The organism is Faecalibacterium tardum (assembly GCF_040096515.1).
Taxonomy (GTDB): Bacteria; Bacillota; Clostridia; order Oscillospirales; family Ruminococcaceae; genus Faecalibacterium; species Faecalibacterium tardum.
This window is the reverse complement of record NZ_JBBMEO010000003.1, coordinates 134,666-152,295: the sequence shown is the minus strand read 5'-3', so window position 1 is coordinate 152,295 and position 17,630 is coordinate 134,666. Positions and strand designations below refer to the sequence as shown.

The window sequence follows — 17,630 nt, the reverse complement described above, 5'->3', positions numbered from 1 at the left end:
ATGCTGACCCGAAGCGGAAAGGAGGCGGTATGCCCCGGCGTTACAAACAGGGTGCGGACGGACAGCCGCACCCGGCTTTCTACGGAAAGCTCCCCGAAGAATTTTCTAAAGCAGACACCATGCGCTTTATGGTGGAAACCGATCTGAAACTGTCCGGGTGCGTATCGGCGGACACGCTGGCGGCACTCCGGGCGGAAGGCTATGACTACAAGGACGGGAACCTTGTTCCCGCCGGAAAGGAGGAAACCATGCAGGAAAAGGTTGCAAACACCACCCCGGCCGCACCGTTGAAGCTGGATGTAAGCGTGCGGGTCATCGAACCTGTGAAAAATCTGATGGGCTTTGCCAGCGTGAAATTCAATGACTGCTTTGTGGTGGAAAATCTGAAAATCGTACAGGGCAGCAAGGGCCTTTTCGTGGGGATGCCCAGCCAGCCGGACGGCAAAGGCGGCTACCGGGATATGGCCTACCCTGTCACAAAGGAGTTCCGGGAACAGCTCAACACCGCTGTTCTGCAAGCCTATGAGGCAAAGCTGGAACAGATGGCGGAGCGCGGCTCTGTGGGGCGTGCGTCCATCAGCGACCAGCTCAAAGCCGGGAAAGCGGCTGCCGAACGGGCAAAGGCGGAACGGCCTCCGAAGGAAAAGCCCAGCCGTGGGGCAGAGCGTTGACCTCGGGCCATAATGGCCCGAAGCAGAAAGGAGGCGGGAATCATGCCACGCAAACGGACGGGCTATGACGCGGCCTGCTATTACGACGGAAAACTGCTGGGGCGCTGTACCAAAGCGGACAGCGACGCCTATACCCTGTTGATGAACGCCTGCGGCGGGGAGGCCGCCCGTGTCCTTCGGGAATATGCCTATTTTTCCCCGGAACTGAAAGCCATCTTGGAAAAGGCGGCGCTCATGCAGGCAGACCGGAGCCGGACGGGCGGAATGTTCCATGGGCCGAAAAGCTCCCCGTGGGGCGAGGTGCAGAGCTGTGAAACCCTCTGTCCGGGGGTGTTTTTGGTATCTACCGCCAGCCACGGCGGAACGATGGTGGCAAACGAGGTAGCCGCCGTTCTCTCCCCGGCGGCCAAAAAATGCGGCTTCAAGGACAAGGGCTATATTTGCTATGAGGAGGACGCACAGGAAAGCGTAGTGCTCCGGGAGCTGCTGGACAAAAAGCTGTGGAAAATCCCTGACCGCATTAAGGACAAAGGACAGTTTGAAGAAAAACTCAATCAGTCCATCCGGCAGTATCACCCCGAATACTGGCGGGCAAGGCAGAGCGGACGAGAGGCCGCCGAAGCTGCCCGCAGCACAGCCCCGGCCAAAGAGGCCGCAAGATAACCTCGGGCCATGCTGGCCCGAAGCAATAAAGGAGGTGTACCAAAATGGCCTATGTGCCAGTACCAAAAGACCTTTCCAAAATCAAGACAAAGCTGGCCTTCAACCTAACGAAGCGCCAGCTTGTTTGTTTTTCCAGCGCGGCGGCGGTGGGCCTCCCGGCTTACCTGTTTTCCCGTGGCAGTATCGGGAACAGTGCCGCCATGTTCCTGATGATCGGCCTCATGCTCCCGTTCTTCTTTCTGGCTATGTATGAACGAGACGGCCTGCCGCTGGAAAAAGTGCTGAAAAATATCATCCGCACCCGGTTCCTCTATCCCCGTGTGCGGCCTTACAAAACCGAAAACTTCTATGCGCTGCTTAGCGCCAGAAAGGAGGCGCAGCCGATTGCGAAACAGCAGAAGGGCCGGAAAGCCCGCAGGCAGAAAGCCTGAAAAGCAGGGCCTTACCGGCCTGTTTACAAAAGGAAAGAACATTCCCACCACCGCCCAGCAGACCCTCCCTTACCGGGAAATGTACCGGGACGGGGTGTGCCGGGTAGCGGACCGCTATTACACCAAGACCATTGAATACGAGGACATCAACTACCAGCTCGCACAGTCCGAAGATCAGGCAGCCATCTTTGATGGGTGGAGCGCCTGCCTCAACTACTTTGACAGCAGCCTTCCGTTCCAGCTTTCCTTCCTCAACCACCGAAGCCGCCCGGGCAGCCGGTACAGCGTGAACATCCCCATGCAGGATGACGATTACAACAGCGTCCGGTGTGAGTATGTGGAAATGCTGGAAAACCAGATCGCCAAAAGCAACAACGGCATTGTTCGCACAAAGCTCCTGACCTTCGGCGTGAACGTGGACGACCTTTCCACCGCCAGGGCAAGGCTGGAACGTGTAGAGGCGGACATTTGCGGGAACTTCAAAAAGCTGGGCGTCAAGTGCCGCTCCCTTTCGGGGCTGGAACGGCTGGAGCTTCTTCACGGGCAGCTTCACCCCGGCAGCGGCTCCCCCTTCCGGTTTTCATGGGATATGATCCCCAAAACCGGGCTTTCCACCAAAGACTTTATCGCCCCGGACAGTTTCGATTTTCGTTTCAGCCGTCTGTTCCGGGTGGGGACGACTTGGGGCGCTGCCTCCTACTTGCAGATTTTGGCCTCGGAGCTCTCGGACAAGCTGCTGGCGGAGCTTTTGGAAATGGACGCGGAAATGACCATCACTCTCCATATCCAAACCGTCGATCAGGCCGCCGCCGTAAAATCTATCAAGGCCAAAGTCTCCGACATTGACAAGATGAAGGTGGAGGAACAAAAGAAGGCAGCTCGGTCAGGGTACGACATGGACATACTTCCGCCCGACCTTGTAACGTACAGCAACGACGCAAAGACCCTTCTGGAAGATTTACAGAGCCGGAATGAAAGAATGTTCCTGCTGACCTTCCTTGTGGTAAACATGGCCCCGACCCGCCGGGAGCTGGACAATGACCTGTTCACGGTGTCGGGTATCGTCCAGAAATACAACTGCACCTTGAAGCGGCTGGACTTCCAGCAGGAGGACGGTTTTCTTTCCAGCCTTCCGCTGGGTCATAACGGCATTGAGATCAAGCGTGGCATGACGACCAGCTCCACGGCCATTTTCGTTCCCTTTATGACGCAGGAGCTCCGCATGGATGGCGAAGCCGTCTATTACGGGCTCAACACACTTTCCCATAACGTCATCATGGCAAACCGGAAAAAGCTCAAAAACCCCAACGGCCTGTTCCTCGGCGTGCCGGGCTCCGGCAAATCCTTTGCCGCAAAGCGGGAGCTTGTGAACGTGTTCCTTGCCACCCGTGACCGGATCATTGTGGTGGACCCGATGGGCGAATACTCGCCCCTTATCAAGCGGCTGGGCGGACAGGTCATCGAGATCGCCCCGGACAGCCCCCACCACATCAACCCGATGGACATTGACCTGAGCTTTGACGAGGAAAACCCGATGGCGCTGAAAGCCGACTTTATCCTGTCGCTGATGGAGCTGATCGTCGGCGGCAAGGATGGCTTGCAGCCGGTGGAGCGGACCGTCATTGACCGCTGTGTACGCCAGATGTACCGGGAACACTTGCAGGACCCGGAAACAAGCAAAATGCCGACCCTCCAAACCCTGTATGACCTGCTCTGTTCCCAGCCGGAGGGCGAGGCGGTACGGCTGGCAACTGCCCTTGAAATTTATGTGTCGGGTTCCCTTAACGTATTCAACCATGAAACCAATGTGGACTTGAACCGCCGTCTGGTATGCCTTGACTTAAAAAAGCTGGGGGCCGGGCTTCGGACGATTGCCATGCTCATTATGCAGGACTTGGTAAACTCGCAGGTGTCCATGAATTTCCTGCGTGGTATCGCTACATGGTGCTACTTCGACGAGTTCCATGTGCTGCTCCGCGACCGGCTGACGGCAAGCTATTGTGTGGCGATCTGGAAAATGCTGCGAAAAAAAGGGTGCGTTCCGAGTGCTTTAACGCAGAACGTAAAGGATTTTCTGGCAAGCCCGGAGATTGAGAACATCTTTGAAAACTCGGACTTCCTTGTGCTGCTCTCGCAGGCACAGGGGGACCGGCAGATTTTAGCCAAACAGCTTGGGATCAGCCCCCACCAGCTTTCCTATGTGACCCATACCAATTCCGGCGAAGGGCTGCTGTTCTTCGGGAATACCACCATCCCGTTTGTTGACCGCTTCCCGCAGAATACCGAGCTGTACGCCATTATGACCACCCGCCCGGAGGACAAAAAACAGGAAATGAACCGGGCATAACACACTTCGGGCCATGTTGGCCCGAGGTTTGGAAAGGAGGGATACGTCATCGGAAAGAAACCGGACAAACGGAATTTTCAGAGGCCGGGGCCGACGGAGGATACCGGGGGCAATCGCCCCGGACCGGCTGAACGGGAAGGGCCTTCCCCCGCACCATCCCGACGCCTGCGGTTTGAGGACGAGGATACCGGACAGGACAGCCCTTCGGGCCATGATGGCCCGAAGTCCAAAAGCGGCAAGTTTCAAGAGGACAGCCGGAAAAGCCGTCCCTCTGACCGCATGAGGAAGGAGGATGAAGCGGGCGGGCCGCAGGATACCGGCAAGGCACAGGAGCCGGAGGGCTCTGCCGAGAAGGCCGGGAGCAAAAAGGATAAGTACCAGAAAGCACAGGCAAAAGCGGAACACGCCGGGGAAAAGCTGGGAAAGGCTCGGGAGAAACTGGACAAGACCGAGGCAAAACGGGCAGCGAAGAAACCGCCGGGGCTTGCGAAGAAAGCTGTCCGGGGAGCCCGCACCGAAGCGTGGTTTTATCTCCACAACAAAATTCACGAAGTTGAGCATGAAAATGTGGGTGTGGAAGGAGCCCATAAGTCGGAACTTGTGGCCGAGGCCGGAGCCCGGAAACTGACCCGGTATGCCAAACGCCGCTGGCAGGAGCACCCGGCCCGGAAGGTGGCAAAATGGGAACGGAAGGACATAAAAGCCCGGGCCAATGTGGATTTTCAAAAGATGGCCTCCGAGCACCCGGAGCTTACCAGCAATCCGCTTTCCCGTGTGCAGCAGAAATGGAAACTGAAACGCCGGTATTCCAAAGAAGCAAAGGCGGCTGCAAAACAGGGCGCAAAGGCCGCAAAGAAAACCGCTGCCGCTTCGGGAACTGCGACCCGTCGGGCGGCGCAGTTTGTGACCCGTCATCCCGTGGCGGTGCTGGTCCTGCTCCTGCTGTTGCTGCTCTGTTTTCTTGTGTCGGCAGTAAGCTCTATCTTTCCCACGCTTGGCAGCGGCCTTGCCAATGCGTTATCCGGCACCTCCTACGCCTCGGAGGATACGGACCTGCTGGGCGTGGACGAGGACTACACGGCACTGGAAAACGAGCTGGCGCAGACGGTAGCGAACATCGAAAGCACCCATCCCGGCTATGACGAGTACCGCTATTCCGTGGACGAGATCGGCCATAACCCCTATGAGCTGGCGTCCTATTTCTCGGCAAAGTACCATGTGTATTTCCGGGAACAGGTGCAGGACGAACTGCGGGAGATCTTCGAGGCACAGTATGAGCTGACCTTGACGGAGAAAGTCGAGATACGCTACCGCACCGAAACCAGCACCGACCCGGAGACCGGGGAAACCACCACCGAGGAAGTCCCCTATGAGTATTACATTCTCAATGTGACCCTCACAAACAAGACGCTGCCCGCCGTGATCCTGCCGAGGCTTAACGAACAGCAGCGGGAAATCTACACCGTTATGCAGCAGCTCAAAGGCAACAAACCCTATCTGTGGGAAGGGATTTACAACAGCGGCGAAGATACCGGCCCCAGCTATGAGATACCCGGCGAGGCGCTGGATGACCCGGCTTTTGCGGCGCTCATGGAAGAAGCCACAAAGTACATCGGCTGGCCCTATGTGTGGGGCGGCTCCAGCCCGTCCACCTCCTTTGACTGTTCGGGCTTTGTCTGCTGGGTGTACACGGCCAGCGGCGTCCACAACCTGCCCCGTACCACGGCGCAGGGCATTTACAACCAGTGTGCTATCATTTCCCCCTCCGAGGCAAAGCCCGGCGATATTATCTTTTTCACGGGAACCTATGACAGCCCCGGCCCTGTGTCCCATGTGGGGATTTATGTGGGCGACGGGATGATGCTTCATTGTGGTTCGCCCATCCAATACGCAAACATCAATTCAAGCTACTGGCAGACACATTTCTATGCCTTCGGGCGTTTGTGAGCCAGAGGAAAGGAGTCCTTGCATGAACAAGATCGACAAGCTCGATAAGGAACTGGAAAAAGCCCGGGAGAAGGCTGCCGAGTGGCAGGCCAAAATCCGGGAGCTGGAAAAGCAGAAACAGGAGGAAGAAAACAGCCAGATCGTGCAGGCGGTGCGCTCCCTCAAACTGACGCCCGCCCAGCTTATGGCTTTTCTGAACGACCCCAAAAACAGCCTTACCGCTTCGGGCCATACTGACCCGAAGCCGGAGGCACCCGAAAAGGAGGACACAGCCCATGAAGAAAACTAAATACCGCAGGCTGGCGGCGATGGCTGCCAGCCTTTTGTGTTGCCTGATCTTTACGGTCCCGGCCTACGCCCAGAGCAGCGAGCCGCAGCCGGAGACAGCTCCCTCCCCGGCAGAAACCGAAGCAGAGCCGGAAACCCAGAACCCCTTTACCCCGGACGGGACGGGAACCGTGGTGGACAACGCCACCGACGAGGACGGTAAAGAGTTCTACACCATCACCACAGCAGACGAGAGCGTGTTTTATCTGGTGATCGACAAACAGAAAACCAGCGAGAACGTCTATTTCCTCAATACCGTTACCACAGACGACCTTCTGCCTCTTGCTGAACAGGGTAAGGAACCGCCCAAAGAAGTGACCCCTGAGCCAGAGCCAAAGCTCACCGAACCGGTGGAGGAAGTACCGGAACCCGAGCCGGAGAAAAAGGACAGCCCCCTTCTCTCTCTGCTCCTGATCGGTGCGGTGGTGCTGGCCGGCGGTGGGATTGGTTACTATTTCAAGATTTACAAGCCGAAGCATGAGGCCCCGGATTTGGAAGATGATTACTGCGAATATGAGGACGGGGAGCTGGAGGAGATCGCAGAGGAACCCGAGGACGAAGATACCCCGCCGTGGGAGGAAGATACGGAGGAATGAGAATGAATTTTACAAGCAGCCCTTTTGAACGAATGATGAAGGAAGTACCGCACCCCGGCTGGGACAATGACGATCCTTGTAAGGGATGCCGTTACTACAAGGAGTGCAAAGAAAAGAAAAAACAGTGCCGGAAGAAGTTCCGGGCGCTGATCGTGGAGCCCCGCCCTTCGGGCCATCGTGGCCCGAAGTCATAAATGAACGCCCGGGAGCTGACCCGTGACGAGAAGAAGAAAATCCGCACTCTGGTCACGGGGATGTGCGCCAACTATGACCGGGAAAGCGGCCTATGCCTTCCTCTTGACTGTGCCTGCTATATGCTGCACAAGTGCTGGACAGGGGCGTACTGCCGTTACTTCCGTGAGGCTGTCCTGCCCCTTAACCTGGAGCTTCAAGCGTCGCTGACAACGGAAGGCATCTCCCCGAAGCTGCGGGCCTGTGCGGTCTGCGGAAAGGCGTTTTTGCCCGAGGGGCGTCAAGCCTACTGTTCCGACGCCTGCAAGGCCGAAGGGAACCGCCGAAAAAGCCGGGAACGCATGAGGAAAATGCGGGAGAAAAGGCCGGGCGGCTGTTACGATTTGCCGCCTCCAAAGGCTTGACATTCTGGGCTTTTTTGAGGGTGTTTCCGGGGTGGGAATATCTTATTACATTTCTCCCCGGTCTGCCCTCTTATTTCGTAACATCCAGCACTTCGGGTCATGTTAGCCCGAGGCACAGAAAGGAGGTATCTCTTGGAGACAGTACAAGGATATGTGATTTTGAAAGCTGCCACCTTTGAAACCGGACACGGCTTTGCGCTGGGGCATAATCCGGGAGCGCCGAGCCCCTTTGTGACCTGGCAGTTTACCGAGGGGGAAAACGGCCATCGGGATTACTACTGGGGCCGCTATGGAACCAGTCAGGCGTGGGCGCAGAGGGACTTTGACCGCCGGGTGGACGACTATCAGCAGTTTTACCATGCGGCGGTCAAGCATACCGAGCTGGGACCGGAGGGCGTTTACCGCTATTATTCCACCCAGCGGCCCGTGGACATAGGAACTTACCCGAAGCCGCCGGATAACCAGCCTCTTTCCATCGTCAACTACGATGATGACAGGCGGCGTCCTGTGGCAGACGGCAGGCTGATGGCATGGGGCGAACTGACCTACGCAAAGCCGCTGACCGAAAAGCAGATGGAGGATTATGAGCTGAAACCAGCACCGGGCAATCCTGACCGGGTGCGCCCATCCATTACTGCCCGGCTCAAAGATGAAACCAGAGGGCAGGAACCCCCGAAGGAACCCGGCCAGAAGCGAAACCATAAAAACCATGAGGAACGATAAAGGAGGATCGCCATGCACGAAAAAGACAACTATCTGAAAACCGCCGAGCTCTCCACAGAGCAGAACTGCAACATGATCGACGGCGTACCCAACAACACGCCCATCCCGCCCACGCCCCCGGAGCTGGACGCAAAACCGCTGGATAAGGTAAAGGAGCCCAAAGAACGCCGGAAAGGCCGGGAGCTGGAACGCTGATGGAGAACCGCAAGCGGAATGTCCATCTGCACGTCATGGTAACGCCGGACGAGCTGGCGGCCATCCATGAGCGGATGGCCGAGGCGGGCATTTCCAACGCCGGGGCTTATGTACGGAAAATGGCTCTGAATGGGTATATCCTGCACATCGACCTTGCGCCCGTAAAAGAGCTGATCTCTCTGCAACGGCGCTGTTCTAACAATCTCAATCAGGTTGCCATACACGCACATACCTATGGCGTGTACCCGGAGGAAATCGACGGATTGAAGCGGGACTATGAAAAGCTGTGGGGCGAGGTGTCAAAGGTGTTGCGGGAGCTCTCCGAGCTGGTGGCAAAGTAAGACGAGGGCGGCAGGCTTCCGTTACGGGGCTTGCCGCCCTGCTCTTTTTTTACCACTTCGGGCCAGTATGACCCGAAGGTTTGGGACAGGATTTACTAATCTTTCGCAACATTTATGTCCCCGGGCAGGCATGATAAAATAGAGGTAGGAAGGATAGATAAAGGAGGTTTTGAAGATGAAGATACTGCTGAAAATATTGGTTGCTCCCTTTGCTTTAGCGTTGTGCCTTCTGGCGGCTCTGCTGGTGTTCCTGTTTGATATTTGTGCCGTCCTGCTGACGATTGCCTCTGTGATCCTGGCGGTGCTGGGTGTCGCTCTCTTTTTCACGCCGACGCCCATAGGCGGGATTGTATTTCTGTTTCTTGCCTTCCTTCTTTCGCCGTATGGACTGCAAGCGGCGGCGGGCTCCCTTCTTTGGGCGCTGGACGGAGGCAAATCCGCTCTGTACCGGTTTCTGGCAAGTTAAGCAGCCTCGGGCCATACTGGCCCGAAGTCGGGGCGGTCTGAATGGGCCGCCCCTTTCTCATGGAAAGGAGGAATGATTTTTGGCTACCACAACTTTGTTACAGCGCCATGCGGGCGAAGGCGAAACGATTGCTGAGGCTATCCGGGATTGTCTGGACTATGGCAAGGACCCGGAGAAAACAGAAAGCGGAAAGTATATCTCCGCTTATGAATGTGATCCGGCCACCGTGGCGGACGAGTTCCTTTTGGCAAAGGCCAGCTATGCCGCTATGACGGGCCGGGAACAGAAGAAAGAAAATAATGTGCTGTGCTATCAGATACGACAATCCTTCTATCCGGGCGAGATCACCCCGAAGGAGGCGAACCGTATCGGCTATGAGCTGGCTATGCGCTGGACAAAGGGGCGGCACGCTTTTATCGTTACCACGCACACCGATAAGCAGCACATCCATTGTCACATTTATTACAACTCCACCACCCTTGACTGCAGCCGGAAATTCCGAAATTTTTGGGGCTCCAGCTTCGCCCTTCGGCGGCTCTCTGACAGGCTGTGCCTTGAAAACGGGCTGTCCATCGTGGAGAACCCGAAGCCCCGGAGCAAGAGCAAGTATCGGAACTATGGGGAGTGGCAGAAAGACCGGAAAGGACCGCTTTCCTATCAGGACCGACTGCGCCTTGCTATTGATACTGCGCTGGCGGAACGCCCCGCTGATCTGGACGAATTTCTCAATTTGATGAAGCAGGCCGAGTATGAGGTCAAGACGGTTCGGGGCGGCGGTATCAGCTTCCGGCTGACCGGGCAGGGACAGGAACGCTTCACCCGTCTGCGTGCCTCCACGCTGGGGGACGGCTACGACTTGCAAGATGTTCTGTCCGCCATTGAGGGCAAAGAAAAACGCCCCGGGCGCTCGGAGCGGAAAATCAGTCTGGCGGTGGATATTCAAGCAAAGCTGGCTGCCGGTAAGGGGCCGGGATATGAACGCTGGGCGAAGGTATTTAACATTAAGCAGATGGCTGCTGCCCTTGCTTATATACAGGACAATGGCCTGACCGATTATGAGCAGTTGGCACAGAAAGCCACCGAGGCAGCAGACCGTTTTCATGCCATTTCCGAGCAGATCAAGCAGACGGAACAGGCCATGAAAACCAATGCCGGGCTAAAGGCCGCAACGGTTCAGTATGCCAAAACCCGTCCAGTCTTTGAGCAGTATAAGGCGACGAAGTACAGCCGGAAATTCCTCGCGGAGCATGAGGCCGACCTTGAACTGTACCGGGCTGCACAAACGGAAATGCGCTCTCTGCTGGGTGGGGCGAAGCTCCCCAAAATGGATGTGCTGAAGGAAGAAGGCCGTAAGCTCACAGCAAAGAAAAAACAGCTCTATGGAGAATATCAAAAGGCACGACGGGATATGCAGGAGATCGTCACGATCAAAGCGAACATTGACACTCTGATGGGCTACACCGAACCGGGAAGAAAGCAGGAAAAGGAGCGTTAAGGTTATGAAAACAAGGAGCAAAGCGACGCTGACACTTCGGGCCATGTTGGCCCGAAGATACGGGTTTGGGGCGAGCCCCAACAAGCCGCCTTTGTGCCACTTGTGGCCACAGAGGCATTGCTTGCCACTTAGCGGCATCCCCTAAAATGGCGCAAAAAAACAGAGGCCCTTATTCTGGAACCTCCGTTTCTCTGGCTTTCTTAATGCCCTCGGCTGTGGCTTCTATCACGACAAGCTCTTTTTCGTTCATGGAGTTTAGAAGAACATCAATGTGCTTTCTGCAAGAACTTGACCTTGCCCCTCCGTCCGCATGAATAAACTGGTCAACTGAAACGTCAAACATAGTAATGAGTTTAACAAAAAGGTCGAAGCTGGGATACTGACCTTTGTTCTCAATATTCATAATGGTACGGGAGTCACGGTCTACTAATTCCGCAACATAGGCTTGTGTCCAGCCCTTTTCTTCTCTGGCTCGTTTGAGAGCTGCCCCGAGGCCGTGAAAGTCAAATCTTCTTTCATCTTGGTTCATTCTCATATCACCCTATATCATTCTACATTTCGGGTTGAATTATGAGAATGTAATGAGATTTTACATTAAGTAGTATTTTGTTTCGCATCAATGTAGGCTCCAACTTGTATTATTCGAGATAAAGAACTATAATGTATTCTGTGGAGGTGCGAAATGGACTACATGGCATTAAAAGAGGCCGCCGAGAAATGGGGCGTGACACCTCGTAGGGTAAATTATTATTGCGCCGGAGGGCGTATCCCCGGCGCTGTAAAGATGGCTGGTGTTTGGCTGATCCTAAAGAACGCAGAAAAGCCGATTGACGGAAGGACAAAACAAGGGAAGGGGTTGCGCCATGAATAAAATCCTGATTATAGATGATGACAGAGAACTGTGCGCTTTGATTAAACGTAGCGTACAAGCAGAAAACATAGAAGCTGATTTTTGTAATACCGGAAAAGAGGGCTTACAAAAATTAAGAGAGCAGGAGTATCAGCTTGTGGTGCTGGATGTGATGATGCCTGGTATGGATGGCTTTGAAACGCTGGAAGAAATCCGCAAAGAGAACAGTCTGCCGATTTTGATGTTCACATCTAAAAATGACAGCATTTCTAAAGTACGGGGCTTACGGGCCGGCGCGGACGATTATCTGACAAAACCGTTTGATATGGATGAACTGATTGCCCGCATTGCGTCCCTCATTCGCCGCTACACCCGTTTTAATCATCAAGCCGGAGCTGTGCAAAAACTGGATTTTGATGGATTGCAGATTGACCTTGAAAATCGTTCTGTTACTACATCAAACGGCACTTTTGAACTGCCCCCAAAGGAATTTGATTTGCTCCTGTACTGTGCAAAACATCAAGGGAAAATTTTGACCAAACAGCAGATTTATGAGGAAGTATGGGGCGAAGAATATTTCTATGATGACAGTAATATTATGGCGATTATCAGCCGACTTCGTAAAAAATTAGAAGTCAATCCTTCAAGCCCAAAGTATATACAAACGGTCAAAGGGATTGGCTACCGGTTTAATAAGGAGGTGTAGTCAGTATGGAAATCATTGTATTCTTGTCCATTGTGATTGCTGTTGGGGCTGTATTGACTTCCATCGTTCTCGTTCGGCGTGTAAAAAAACAAATAGCAGAAATGACCGATGTGCTGGTTGATGTGAAAAACGGAAATGGCAACCGGCGTATTCTGTCTGCAACAAATGAACTGACAGCACCTCTTGCCTATGAAATCAATGAGATCGTTGTGGCCTATGAAAGCAGACTTTCAACTGTACGGCAGACAGAAGAAACCAACCGCCAACTTATGACGAGCCTTTCCCATGACGTGCGAACGCCCCTTACTACTCTGCTTGGGTATCTTGACGCTGCACACAAAGGACTGGTCACAGGAAAAGACCGGGATGATTATATTGAAACCGCCCGTCGGAAAGCCCATGATCTGAAAGAATACATTGATGTACTCTTTGACTGGTTCAAGTTAAATTCAAACGAGTTTGCTTTGGAGATCCAGAGCGTTGAGGTTGCAGAGCTGACAAGAAATATTCTGATCGACTGGATACCGATTTTTGAGGATAAACAGGTTGATTATGACATTGATATTCCTGAACAGCCTGTCCGGGTAAGATTGGATATGGATAGCTATATGAGGATCATCAATAACCTTATTCAAAATGTAATCGCTCACAGCCATGCGGACAAAATCAAAATTTCCCTATCGAAGAAGGAAAATAACATGGAGCTGCTGCTGGCGGATAATGGAGTGGGAATTGAGAAAGAAGATTTGAAACACATATTTGAACGGCTTTATAAGTGTGATAAAGGACGCTCTGAAAAAGGCAGCGGACTTGGTCTTTCTATTGTCCATCAGCTTGTAGAAAAGATGGGTGGAAGTATAACAGTTGAAAGTTTGCCGGGAAAAGGAACTGAATTTATGTTGCTTTTTCCTTTGGAGAGTTAAGCGGGTTCCCGTCTTTATGGCGGGAGCCTTTGTCATTTTACTGGATTTCAAATTGCAAGGTTAATGCAAGGTTGCGGCAAGGTTAATGCAAGGTTGGCATGATAGAATACCTTACAGAACAGGAGGTTTTGAATATGGATACAAATTATATCATTGAAACAAAAAATCTGACAAAGCAATACGGCTCACAAAAGAGTGTGGCTGACTTAAATATCCATGTCAAGCGTGGGAGAATTTATGGTCTGTTGGGTAGAAACGGAGCCGGAAAAACCACAACTATGAAAATGCTGTTGGGTTTAACGAAGCCTACTTCCGGTGAGGTCAAAATCTGGGGAAAGTCTTTGCAAGGAAATGAAAAGAAGTTGCTGCCCCGTATCGGAAGCCTGATTGAGTCCCCCGGTTTTTATCCCAATCTGACCGGCACAGAGAACCTGCGTATCTTTGCTACTCTGCGGGGCGTACCAAACAATCATGCCATCAAAGATGCTCTGGATCTGGTAGGACTGCCCTACAAAGATAAAAAGCTCTTTTCGCAGTATTCTCTTGGTATGAAGCAGCGGCTTGCCATCGCCCTTGCCGTTATGCACGATCCGGAGCTTTTGATTTTGGATGAGCCGATCAACGGCCTCGATCCCATCGGTATTGCAGAAGTACGCTCCTTTATTCGGGAGCTTTGCGACGCAAGAGGAAAAACTATTTTGATTTCCAGTCACATTCTTTCGGAGATTTCCTTGCTGGCTGACGATATTGGAATTATCGACCACGGCGCATTGCTGGAAGAAGAAAGCCTTGCTGAGCTGGAGCAAAAAAGCAGTAAACATATCCGATTTACGCTCTCTGATACTGCACAGGCGGCAAGAATTTTGGAACGCAATTTCCATGAAAACCATTTCTCCATACAGGACGACCACAATCTGCGCCTGCACAACCTTGATCTGCCTGTGGGGAAAATTGTAACTGCCTTTGTAGAAAACGGATTGGAGGTATCGGAGGCGCATACTTGTGAAGAAAGTCTTGAAGATTACTTCAAGCGTGTGACAGGGGGAGAAGGAATTGCTTAAACTAATCAAATGCGAATTTTTGAAATTGAAACGGAAGAAATTTATTCCGCTTATTATTCTGGCTGCTTTCCTGTTTCCAATCCCGCTGACTTATCTGATGACAACGCCCTCTATGATGGAGCGATATACAGATCGGGCAGATGCTTTTGACGGACTATTTAACATGGTGTTGGGATATGGTATCCAGTTTTTACTGCCCTGCATTATTGGAGTGATTGCCGCTATCCTGTTCTTTATGGAACGCGACAACGATACATTCAAAAATCTGCGTACAATTCCCGTAACCAGCACACAAATGGTGCTTGCAAAGATTATTGTCCTCTTTCTTTTTGGAATTGTTTTTTGCGTGGCTTCTACCATTGCAACAATTCTTTGCGGAATTGGAACATTAGAAGTTTATGGAATTGGTTATAAGCTGTTTTTGGCGGTTGAAACGGGGATCTTCATTACGGCAGGAACACTCCCGTTGATTGTCCTTGTTGTCTTTTTCAGTAAGACCTATGTTTTTTCCATTTTGTTGTGTGTCTTTTACAGCGTTCTGAACATGAGTGCTACGGCATTGTTTGACACACTGCCTAAAACTATGTTATGGCTTCTGCCCACGCCACTGACTACATTTTGGAGTGCGGGAGATATGGCGACTCATGGAATAAAAATGGACTTGGAGCAAATGACAGGGCTAATTCCCTCAACATTTCAAGTTGTATTCATTCTTGGGATCATGGCATTGGTTTCGTTCTTACTGATTGACAGATTATATAAGCAGAGGGGGGAATAAACATGGTTCGCATTGTAAAAACAGAATTTTATAAATTGAAAAGGTATCATATCCTTTGGGCGGGCGTTGCACTCATGCTCCTATCCGTCCTGCTGACCTTGTTTACCTCTATGGCGAATGATGGTTCCGTTTGGGATTTTGCCTATCTTACAGAACAGGTCATCAAAAACAATATGTCCATGATTTTTCCGATGTGTATCAGCCTAATTGCTGGATATATGATTTCTCGTGAGCAGACGGATGATACATTGAAAAATATTCTGACTGTGCCGATCTCTTTTAAGAAACTGTTGACCGGAAAATTGATTGTGTGCGGCGTATTGTCTATTATTTTCGGGCTGATATGCAGTCTGTTTACAATCATAGCAGAAATGATTGTGGGATTTCCCGGCTTTGAGATTTCCTTAGCTCTAAAAGCAGCTTTGCAGATTACTGCGGTTAATTTCTTTTTATATCTTGCGGTTCTGCCGATTATCGCTCTTACTTGTCGGAGGGCAGGCAGCTTTTTAGTCGGTGTAATCATTGCTTTTGTCTATGGATATGGAGGGATGTTTGCCGCAGGAAATATGACATTAGCAAACCTTTATCCGATTACCGCAAGTCTTGGAATGGTAGGCTACCGCAGCTATGATACCGCAGTCAACTGGAATATCGGAACCTGTTCTTGCAGTCTTGCGCTTGCTGTCGTTATTTCTGCCATCTTGATTTTGTGCATGAAAGAACGAGAAGCAACCCAAACAAAGAAAAAGGCCAAAAAGGTAGCTCCAAAGAAAGGCTGGTGATGATTTTATGAAGAAAATAGTTTTAGCTTTAACATTCGTCCTTGTGGGAAGTTTTATGCTTGCTGGCTGTTCAAAAGATGAAATTCTCAATCATTACAATAACATTGTTCAATCTGCGGGCTCCATAGAACTGACAGGGAAATCGTCACTGCAAGGGGAAAAAGAAAAAGGAATTGATGATTATACAGGGACTTATACGGCTGATTATGCGAACTTTTCAGGTACAGAGTATTTGTTCGGAGGAACTTCCATAAAGAGAGAAGCTGGTAAGGAGCTGTCCATTGATTGCACCTTGGAGATTACGGAAGGTACTGCAAAAGTATTTTGGATTTCTGGATCTGATGAAGCAGTCACGTTGATTGAAGCAACCGGGACTTATAGTGACACAATCACACTTCCTGATGGTGGAAATTATATTGGCATTGAATGTGAGAATTTCACTGGAAACATTGAATTAAATATTGAATAATACTCTGCCGGACGACGGCAAAAGAAAAAAAGCCGTCGTAGAGCAGACAATTTGACACGCCCATTTGAAACGGCGACTTTGATTTTCAGAGCCGCCGTTTCTTTGCGTTTACACAAACCTATGAGACGACTTGCAGGGACACGGTAGCCGATTGGAGGTTGATTTACCGTGTCCTTCTTTTTATTTCGCAGTATCCATGATCTGCACCAGTTAAAAAAAGCGTAGCTCCCCCTCCGGGACAGTCTGGTTATGAATGTGAAATTAGACAACACATAAATGAATATGTAACTTCATGCGTTCGTGTGGCTTCATGCCGCCCGGGCGCTTTTGTGTTCTTATGGGGCTGCTTCGGGTCATGTTGGCCCGAAGTCATTCCCCGGTGCCGCTCCCCGCCGCCTTCGTTTCGGTCACTCGTCAACCAACAACCGAAACGGAGGTCAATATGGCTATTATCAATTTGCGGGACTATTACCCATTCTATACATCGGATTGCTTCATGGAAGTATCGGAAGAAGTTGCAGAAATGTTCAAAGAGTTTGATCGTAAAGAGGCTGCCTACCGGCTGCGTACATACCGCCACAAAGCCTACTATTCCCTTGATCGGGATGACGGGCTGGAGCATGAAGCTGTCTTTGTTGCCTTATCTCCCCATGAACTGTATGAGCGGAAAGTGACCATGCAGGAACTTCACGCAGCGATTGCCAATCTGCCGGACAAACAGGCAAAACGGATTTATGCTCATTTCATTCTCGGCATGACCAAACAGGACATTGCCCAGGCAGAGGGCGTCCATGAAAAAGTGGTTCGTGTCGCAATCGAGCGAGGTCTGCGGCGCTTAGAAAAAATTTTGAAAAATTCTTTGTAAGGCGTACCGATTTAGACCGGAAAATGAAATGGTTTATGAGAGGCAAAACACTTCGGGTCACAATGACCCGAGGTTCAGACAAGCCTCATGCAGATTGAAAATTGAATAAAAAGACACCCGGATACGAAGGGGAACGCGCTGTGTGACAGACCCGCCATGACCTCGGATTTCAGAGAATACAGTCTTTGTAAAACTGAGCGAGCGAACAGGTCCATGCCATAGGTGGGGCAAGGCTGGCTCCACCGGAACAGGCGCAGGCCCCGGATACTTGCGTTTAGTCACAGTCCGAGCGTTGAAGCGGCCTTGCAAGCCGTGAGCCGTCGCAGGCAATGAGAACGCCTTGCCATCAGAATGGGGAGAGTTGAAATACTATGGGGCATAAAGCCTATGTCCGTCCG

General features: G+C 51.8%; 23 protein-coding genes. 22 read left to right on the top strand and 1 reads right to left on the bottom strand.

From position 1 onward, the window contains the following. The first annotated feature begins 29 nt into the window (after positions 1 to 29). From WMO44_RS04350 to WMO44_RS04285, 14 genes are all read left to right on the top strand, one after another. Complete coding sequence (locus WMO44_RS04350) at positions 30 to 671, top strand: septation protein SpoVG family protein (RefSeq protein ID WP_071442686.1); 642 nt, start codon at positions 30 to 32, stop codon at positions 669 to 671. Between the two features lie 42 nt (positions 672 to 713). Continuing rightward, the gene (locus WMO44_RS04345; protein ID WP_235858768.1) at positions 714 to 1,334 is read left to right on the top strand and encodes a DUF7007 domain-containing protein; all 621 of its coding nucleotides are present in this window, start codon (positions 714 to 716) and stop codon (positions 1,332 to 1,334) included. Positions 1,335 to 1,378: 44 nt separating this feature from the next. Next, positions 1,379 to 1,765, top strand: coding sequence for a PrgI family protein (locus WMO44_RS04340; protein ID WP_003500106.1), 387 nt, complete (start codon positions 1,379 to 1,381; stop codon positions 1,763 to 1,765). Beyond that, positions 1,683 to 4,112, top strand: a complete 2,430-nt coding sequence (locus WMO44_RS04335; RefSeq protein WP_408033457.1) for a VirB4-like conjugal transfer ATPase, CD1110 family — start codon at positions 1,683 to 1,685, stop codon at positions 4,110 to 4,112. The genes WMO44_RS04340 and WMO44_RS04335 overlap by 83 nt, the downstream gene beginning before the upstream one ends. 279 nt (positions 4,113 to 4,391) lie before the next feature. Next, the gene (locus tag WMO44_RS04330; protein ID WP_071442692.1) at positions 4,392 to 6,059 is read left to right on the top strand and encodes a C40 family peptidase; all 1,668 of its coding nucleotides are present in this window, start codon (positions 4,392 to 4,394) and stop codon (positions 6,057 to 6,059) included. 22 nt (positions 6,060 to 6,081) lie between these two features. Then, a complete protein-coding gene (locus tag WMO44_RS04325) occupies positions 6,082 to 6,348 on the top strand; it encodes a DUF4315 family protein (protein ID WP_005927622.1) in 267 nt (88 codons plus the stop codon). Further along, on the top strand, positions 6,335 to 6,982 hold the full coding sequence (locus tag WMO44_RS04320; protein ID WP_349151870.1) for a DUF4366 domain-containing protein: 648 nt from the start codon (positions 6,335 to 6,337) through the stop codon (positions 6,980 to 6,982). Before WMO44_RS04325 ends, WMO44_RS04320 begins: the two co-directional genes overlap by 14 nt. 2 nt (positions 6,983 to 6,984) lie before the next feature. Next, the gene (locus tag WMO44_RS04315; protein ID WP_431835163.1) at positions 6,985 to 7,176 is read left to right on the top strand and encodes a hypothetical protein; all 192 of its coding nucleotides are present in this window, start codon (positions 6,985 to 6,987) and stop codon (positions 7,174 to 7,176) included. Further along, entirely contained in the window at positions 7,177 to 7,578 is a 402-nt protein-coding gene (locus WMO44_RS04310; RefSeq protein ID WP_074022024.1) for a cysteine-rich VLP protein, read from the top strand. A 132-nt stretch (positions 7,579 to 7,710) separates the two neighbouring features. Continuing rightward, positions 7,711 to 8,301, top strand: coding sequence for a defense against restriction DarA-related protein (locus WMO44_RS04305; protein WP_202615304.1), 591 nt, complete (start codon positions 7,711 to 7,713; stop codon positions 8,299 to 8,301). Positions 8,302 to 8,313: 12 nt separating this feature from the next. Continuing rightward, positions 8,314 to 8,496 carry a DUF4316 domain-containing protein gene (locus tag WMO44_RS04300; RefSeq protein ID WP_003500078.1) on the top strand — a complete coding sequence of 61 codons (183 nt, stop codon included), beginning with the start codon at positions 8,314 to 8,316 and terminating at the stop codon, positions 8,494 to 8,496. Beyond that, positions 8,496 to 8,837, top strand: a complete 342-nt coding sequence (locus WMO44_RS04295) for a plasmid mobilization protein (protein WP_012741672.1) — start codon at positions 8,496 to 8,498, stop codon at positions 8,835 to 8,837. The genes WMO44_RS04300 and WMO44_RS04295 overlap by 1 nt, the downstream gene beginning before the upstream one ends. Before the next feature lie 175 nt (positions 8,838 to 9,012). Next, positions 9,013 to 9,303: a CD1845 family protein gene (locus WMO44_RS04290; protein WP_071442695.1), complete on the top strand. Its 291-nt coding sequence runs from the start codon at positions 9,013 to 9,015 to the stop codon at positions 9,301 to 9,303. 79 nt (positions 9,304 to 9,382) lie between these two features. Continuing rightward, positions 9,383 to 10,798, top strand: a complete 1,416-nt coding sequence (locus tag WMO44_RS04285; RefSeq protein WP_071442696.1) for a relaxase/mobilization nuclease domain-containing protein — start codon at positions 9,383 to 9,385, stop codon at positions 10,796 to 10,798. Between the two features lie 169 nt (positions 10,799 to 10,967). Here the strand turns inward: WMO44_RS04285 and WMO44_RS04280 are convergent, their stop codons facing one another. Continuing rightward, a complete protein-coding gene (locus WMO44_RS04280; protein WP_004064252.1) occupies positions 10,968 to 11,333 on the bottom strand; it encodes a helix-turn-helix transcriptional regulator in 366 nt (121 codons plus the stop codon). A 147-nt stretch (positions 11,334 to 11,480) separates the two neighbouring features. On the opposite strand from WMO44_RS04280, the gene WMO44_RS04275 reads away from it, so the two are divergent. From WMO44_RS04275 to WMO44_RS04240, 8 genes are all read left to right on the top strand, one after another. Further along, positions 11,481 to 11,669: a helix-turn-helix domain-containing protein gene (locus WMO44_RS04275; protein ID WP_349151868.1), complete on the top strand. Its 189-nt coding sequence runs from the start codon at positions 11,481 to 11,483 to the stop codon at positions 11,667 to 11,669. Beyond that, the gene (locus WMO44_RS04270) at positions 11,662 to 12,354 is read left to right on the top strand and encodes a response regulator transcription factor (RefSeq protein WP_015524604.1); all 693 of its coding nucleotides are present in this window, start codon (positions 11,662 to 11,664) and stop codon (positions 12,352 to 12,354) included. The genes WMO44_RS04275 and WMO44_RS04270 overlap by 8 nt, the downstream gene beginning before the upstream one ends. A 5-nt stretch (positions 12,355 to 12,359) precedes the next feature. Next, positions 12,360 to 13,277: a sensor histidine kinase gene (locus WMO44_RS04265; RefSeq protein WP_071442698.1), complete on the top strand. Its 918-nt coding sequence runs from the start codon at positions 12,360 to 12,362 to the stop codon at positions 13,275 to 13,277. Between the two features lie 134 nt (positions 13,278 to 13,411). Next, complete coding sequence (locus tag WMO44_RS04260) at positions 13,412 to 14,338, top strand: ABC transporter ATP-binding protein (RefSeq protein WP_007860248.1); 927 nt, start codon at positions 13,412 to 13,414, stop codon at positions 14,336 to 14,338. Further along, the gene (locus WMO44_RS04255) at positions 14,331 to 15,116 is read left to right on the top strand and encodes an ABC transporter permease (RefSeq protein ID WP_071442699.1); all 786 of its coding nucleotides are present in this window, start codon (positions 14,331 to 14,333) and stop codon (positions 15,114 to 15,116) included. The genes WMO44_RS04260 and WMO44_RS04255 overlap by 8 nt, the downstream gene beginning before the upstream one ends. A 2-nt stretch (positions 15,117 to 15,118) precedes the next feature. Further along, positions 15,119 to 15,898 (top strand): ABC transporter permease, encoded by a 780-nt coding sequence (locus tag WMO44_RS04250; RefSeq protein WP_002594767.1) that lies wholly within the window; start codon positions 15,119 to 15,121, stop codon positions 15,896 to 15,898. Between the two features lie 7 nt (positions 15,899 to 15,905). Continuing rightward, complete coding sequence (locus WMO44_RS04245; protein ID WP_029732360.1) at positions 15,906 to 16,367, top strand: hypothetical protein; 462 nt, start codon at positions 15,906 to 15,908, stop codon at positions 16,365 to 16,367. A 442-nt stretch (positions 16,368 to 16,809) separates the two neighbouring features. After that, positions 16,810 to 17,232: an RNA polymerase sigma factor gene (locus WMO44_RS04240; protein WP_202615305.1), complete on the top strand. Its 423-nt coding sequence runs from the start codon at positions 16,810 to 16,812 to the stop codon at positions 17,230 to 17,232. Positions 17,233 to 17,630: the final 398 nt, after the last annotated feature.

Excerpts from the sequence above, each read along its gene's own strand:
- WMO44_RS04350 (WP_071442686.1), top strand. The coding sequence starts at position 30 with ATGCCCCGGCGTTACAAACAGGGTGCGGACGGACAGCCGCACCCGGCT.
- WMO44_RS04345 (WP_235858768.1), top strand. The coding sequence starts at position 714 with ATGCCACGCAAACGGACGGGCTATGACGCGGCCTGCTATTACGACGGA.
- WMO44_RS04340 (WP_003500106.1), top strand. The coding sequence starts at position 1,379 with ATGGCCTATGTGCCAGTACCAAAAGACCTTTCCAAAATCAAGACAAAG.
- WMO44_RS04335 (WP_408033457.1), top strand. The coding sequence starts at position 1,683 with ATGCGCTGCTTAGCGCCAGAAAGGAGGCGCAGCCGATTGCGAAACAGC.
- WMO44_RS04330 (WP_071442692.1), top strand. The coding sequence starts at position 4,392 with ATGAGGAAGGAGGATGAAGCGGGCGGGCCGCAGGATACCGGCAAGGCA.
- WMO44_RS04325 (WP_005927622.1), top strand. The coding sequence starts at position 6,082 with ATGAACAAGATCGACAAGCTCGATAAGGAACTGGAAAAAGCCCGGGAG.
- WMO44_RS04320 (WP_349151870.1), top strand. The coding sequence starts at position 6,335 with ATGAAGAAAACTAAATACCGCAGGCTGGCGGCGATGGCTGCCAGCCTT.
- WMO44_RS04315 (WP_431835163.1), top strand. The coding sequence starts at position 6,985 with ATGAATTTTACAAGCAGCCCTTTTGAACGAATGATGAAGGAAGTACCG.
- WMO44_RS04310 (WP_074022024.1), top strand. The coding sequence starts at position 7,177 with ATGAACGCCCGGGAGCTGACCCGTGACGAGAAGAAGAAAATCCGCACT.
- WMO44_RS04300 (WP_003500078.1), top strand. The coding sequence starts at position 8,314 with ATGCACGAAAAAGACAACTATCTGAAAACCGCCGAGCTCTCCACAGAG.
- WMO44_RS04295 (WP_012741672.1), top strand. The coding sequence starts at position 8,496 with ATGGAGAACCGCAAGCGGAATGTCCATCTGCACGTCATGGTAACGCCG.
- WMO44_RS04290 (WP_071442695.1), top strand. The coding sequence starts at position 9,013 with ATGAAGATACTGCTGAAAATATTGGTTGCTCCCTTTGCTTTAGCGTTG.
- WMO44_RS04280 (WP_004064252.1), bottom strand. The coding sequence starts at position 11,333 with ATGAGAATGAACCAAGATGAAAGAAGATTTGACTTTCACGGCCTCGGG.
- WMO44_RS04275 (WP_349151868.1), top strand. The coding sequence starts at position 11,481 with ATGGACTACATGGCATTAAAAGAGGCCGCCGAGAAATGGGGCGTGACA.
- WMO44_RS04270 (WP_015524604.1), top strand. The coding sequence starts at position 11,662 with ATGAATAAAATCCTGATTATAGATGATGACAGAGAACTGTGCGCTTTG.
- WMO44_RS04265 (WP_071442698.1), top strand. The coding sequence starts at position 12,360 with ATGGAAATCATTGTATTCTTGTCCATTGTGATTGCTGTTGGGGCTGTA.
- WMO44_RS04260 (WP_007860248.1), top strand. The coding sequence starts at position 13,412 with ATGGATACAAATTATATCATTGAAACAAAAAATCTGACAAAGCAATAC.
- WMO44_RS04250 (WP_002594767.1), top strand. The coding sequence starts at position 15,119 with ATGGTTCGCATTGTAAAAACAGAATTTTATAAATTGAAAAGGTATCAT.
- WMO44_RS04245 (WP_029732360.1), top strand. The coding sequence starts at position 15,906 with ATGAAGAAAATAGTTTTAGCTTTAACATTCGTCCTTGTGGGAAGTTTT.
- WMO44_RS04240 (WP_202615305.1), top strand. The coding sequence starts at position 16,810 with ATGGCTATTATCAATTTGCGGGACTATTACCCATTCTATACATCGGAT.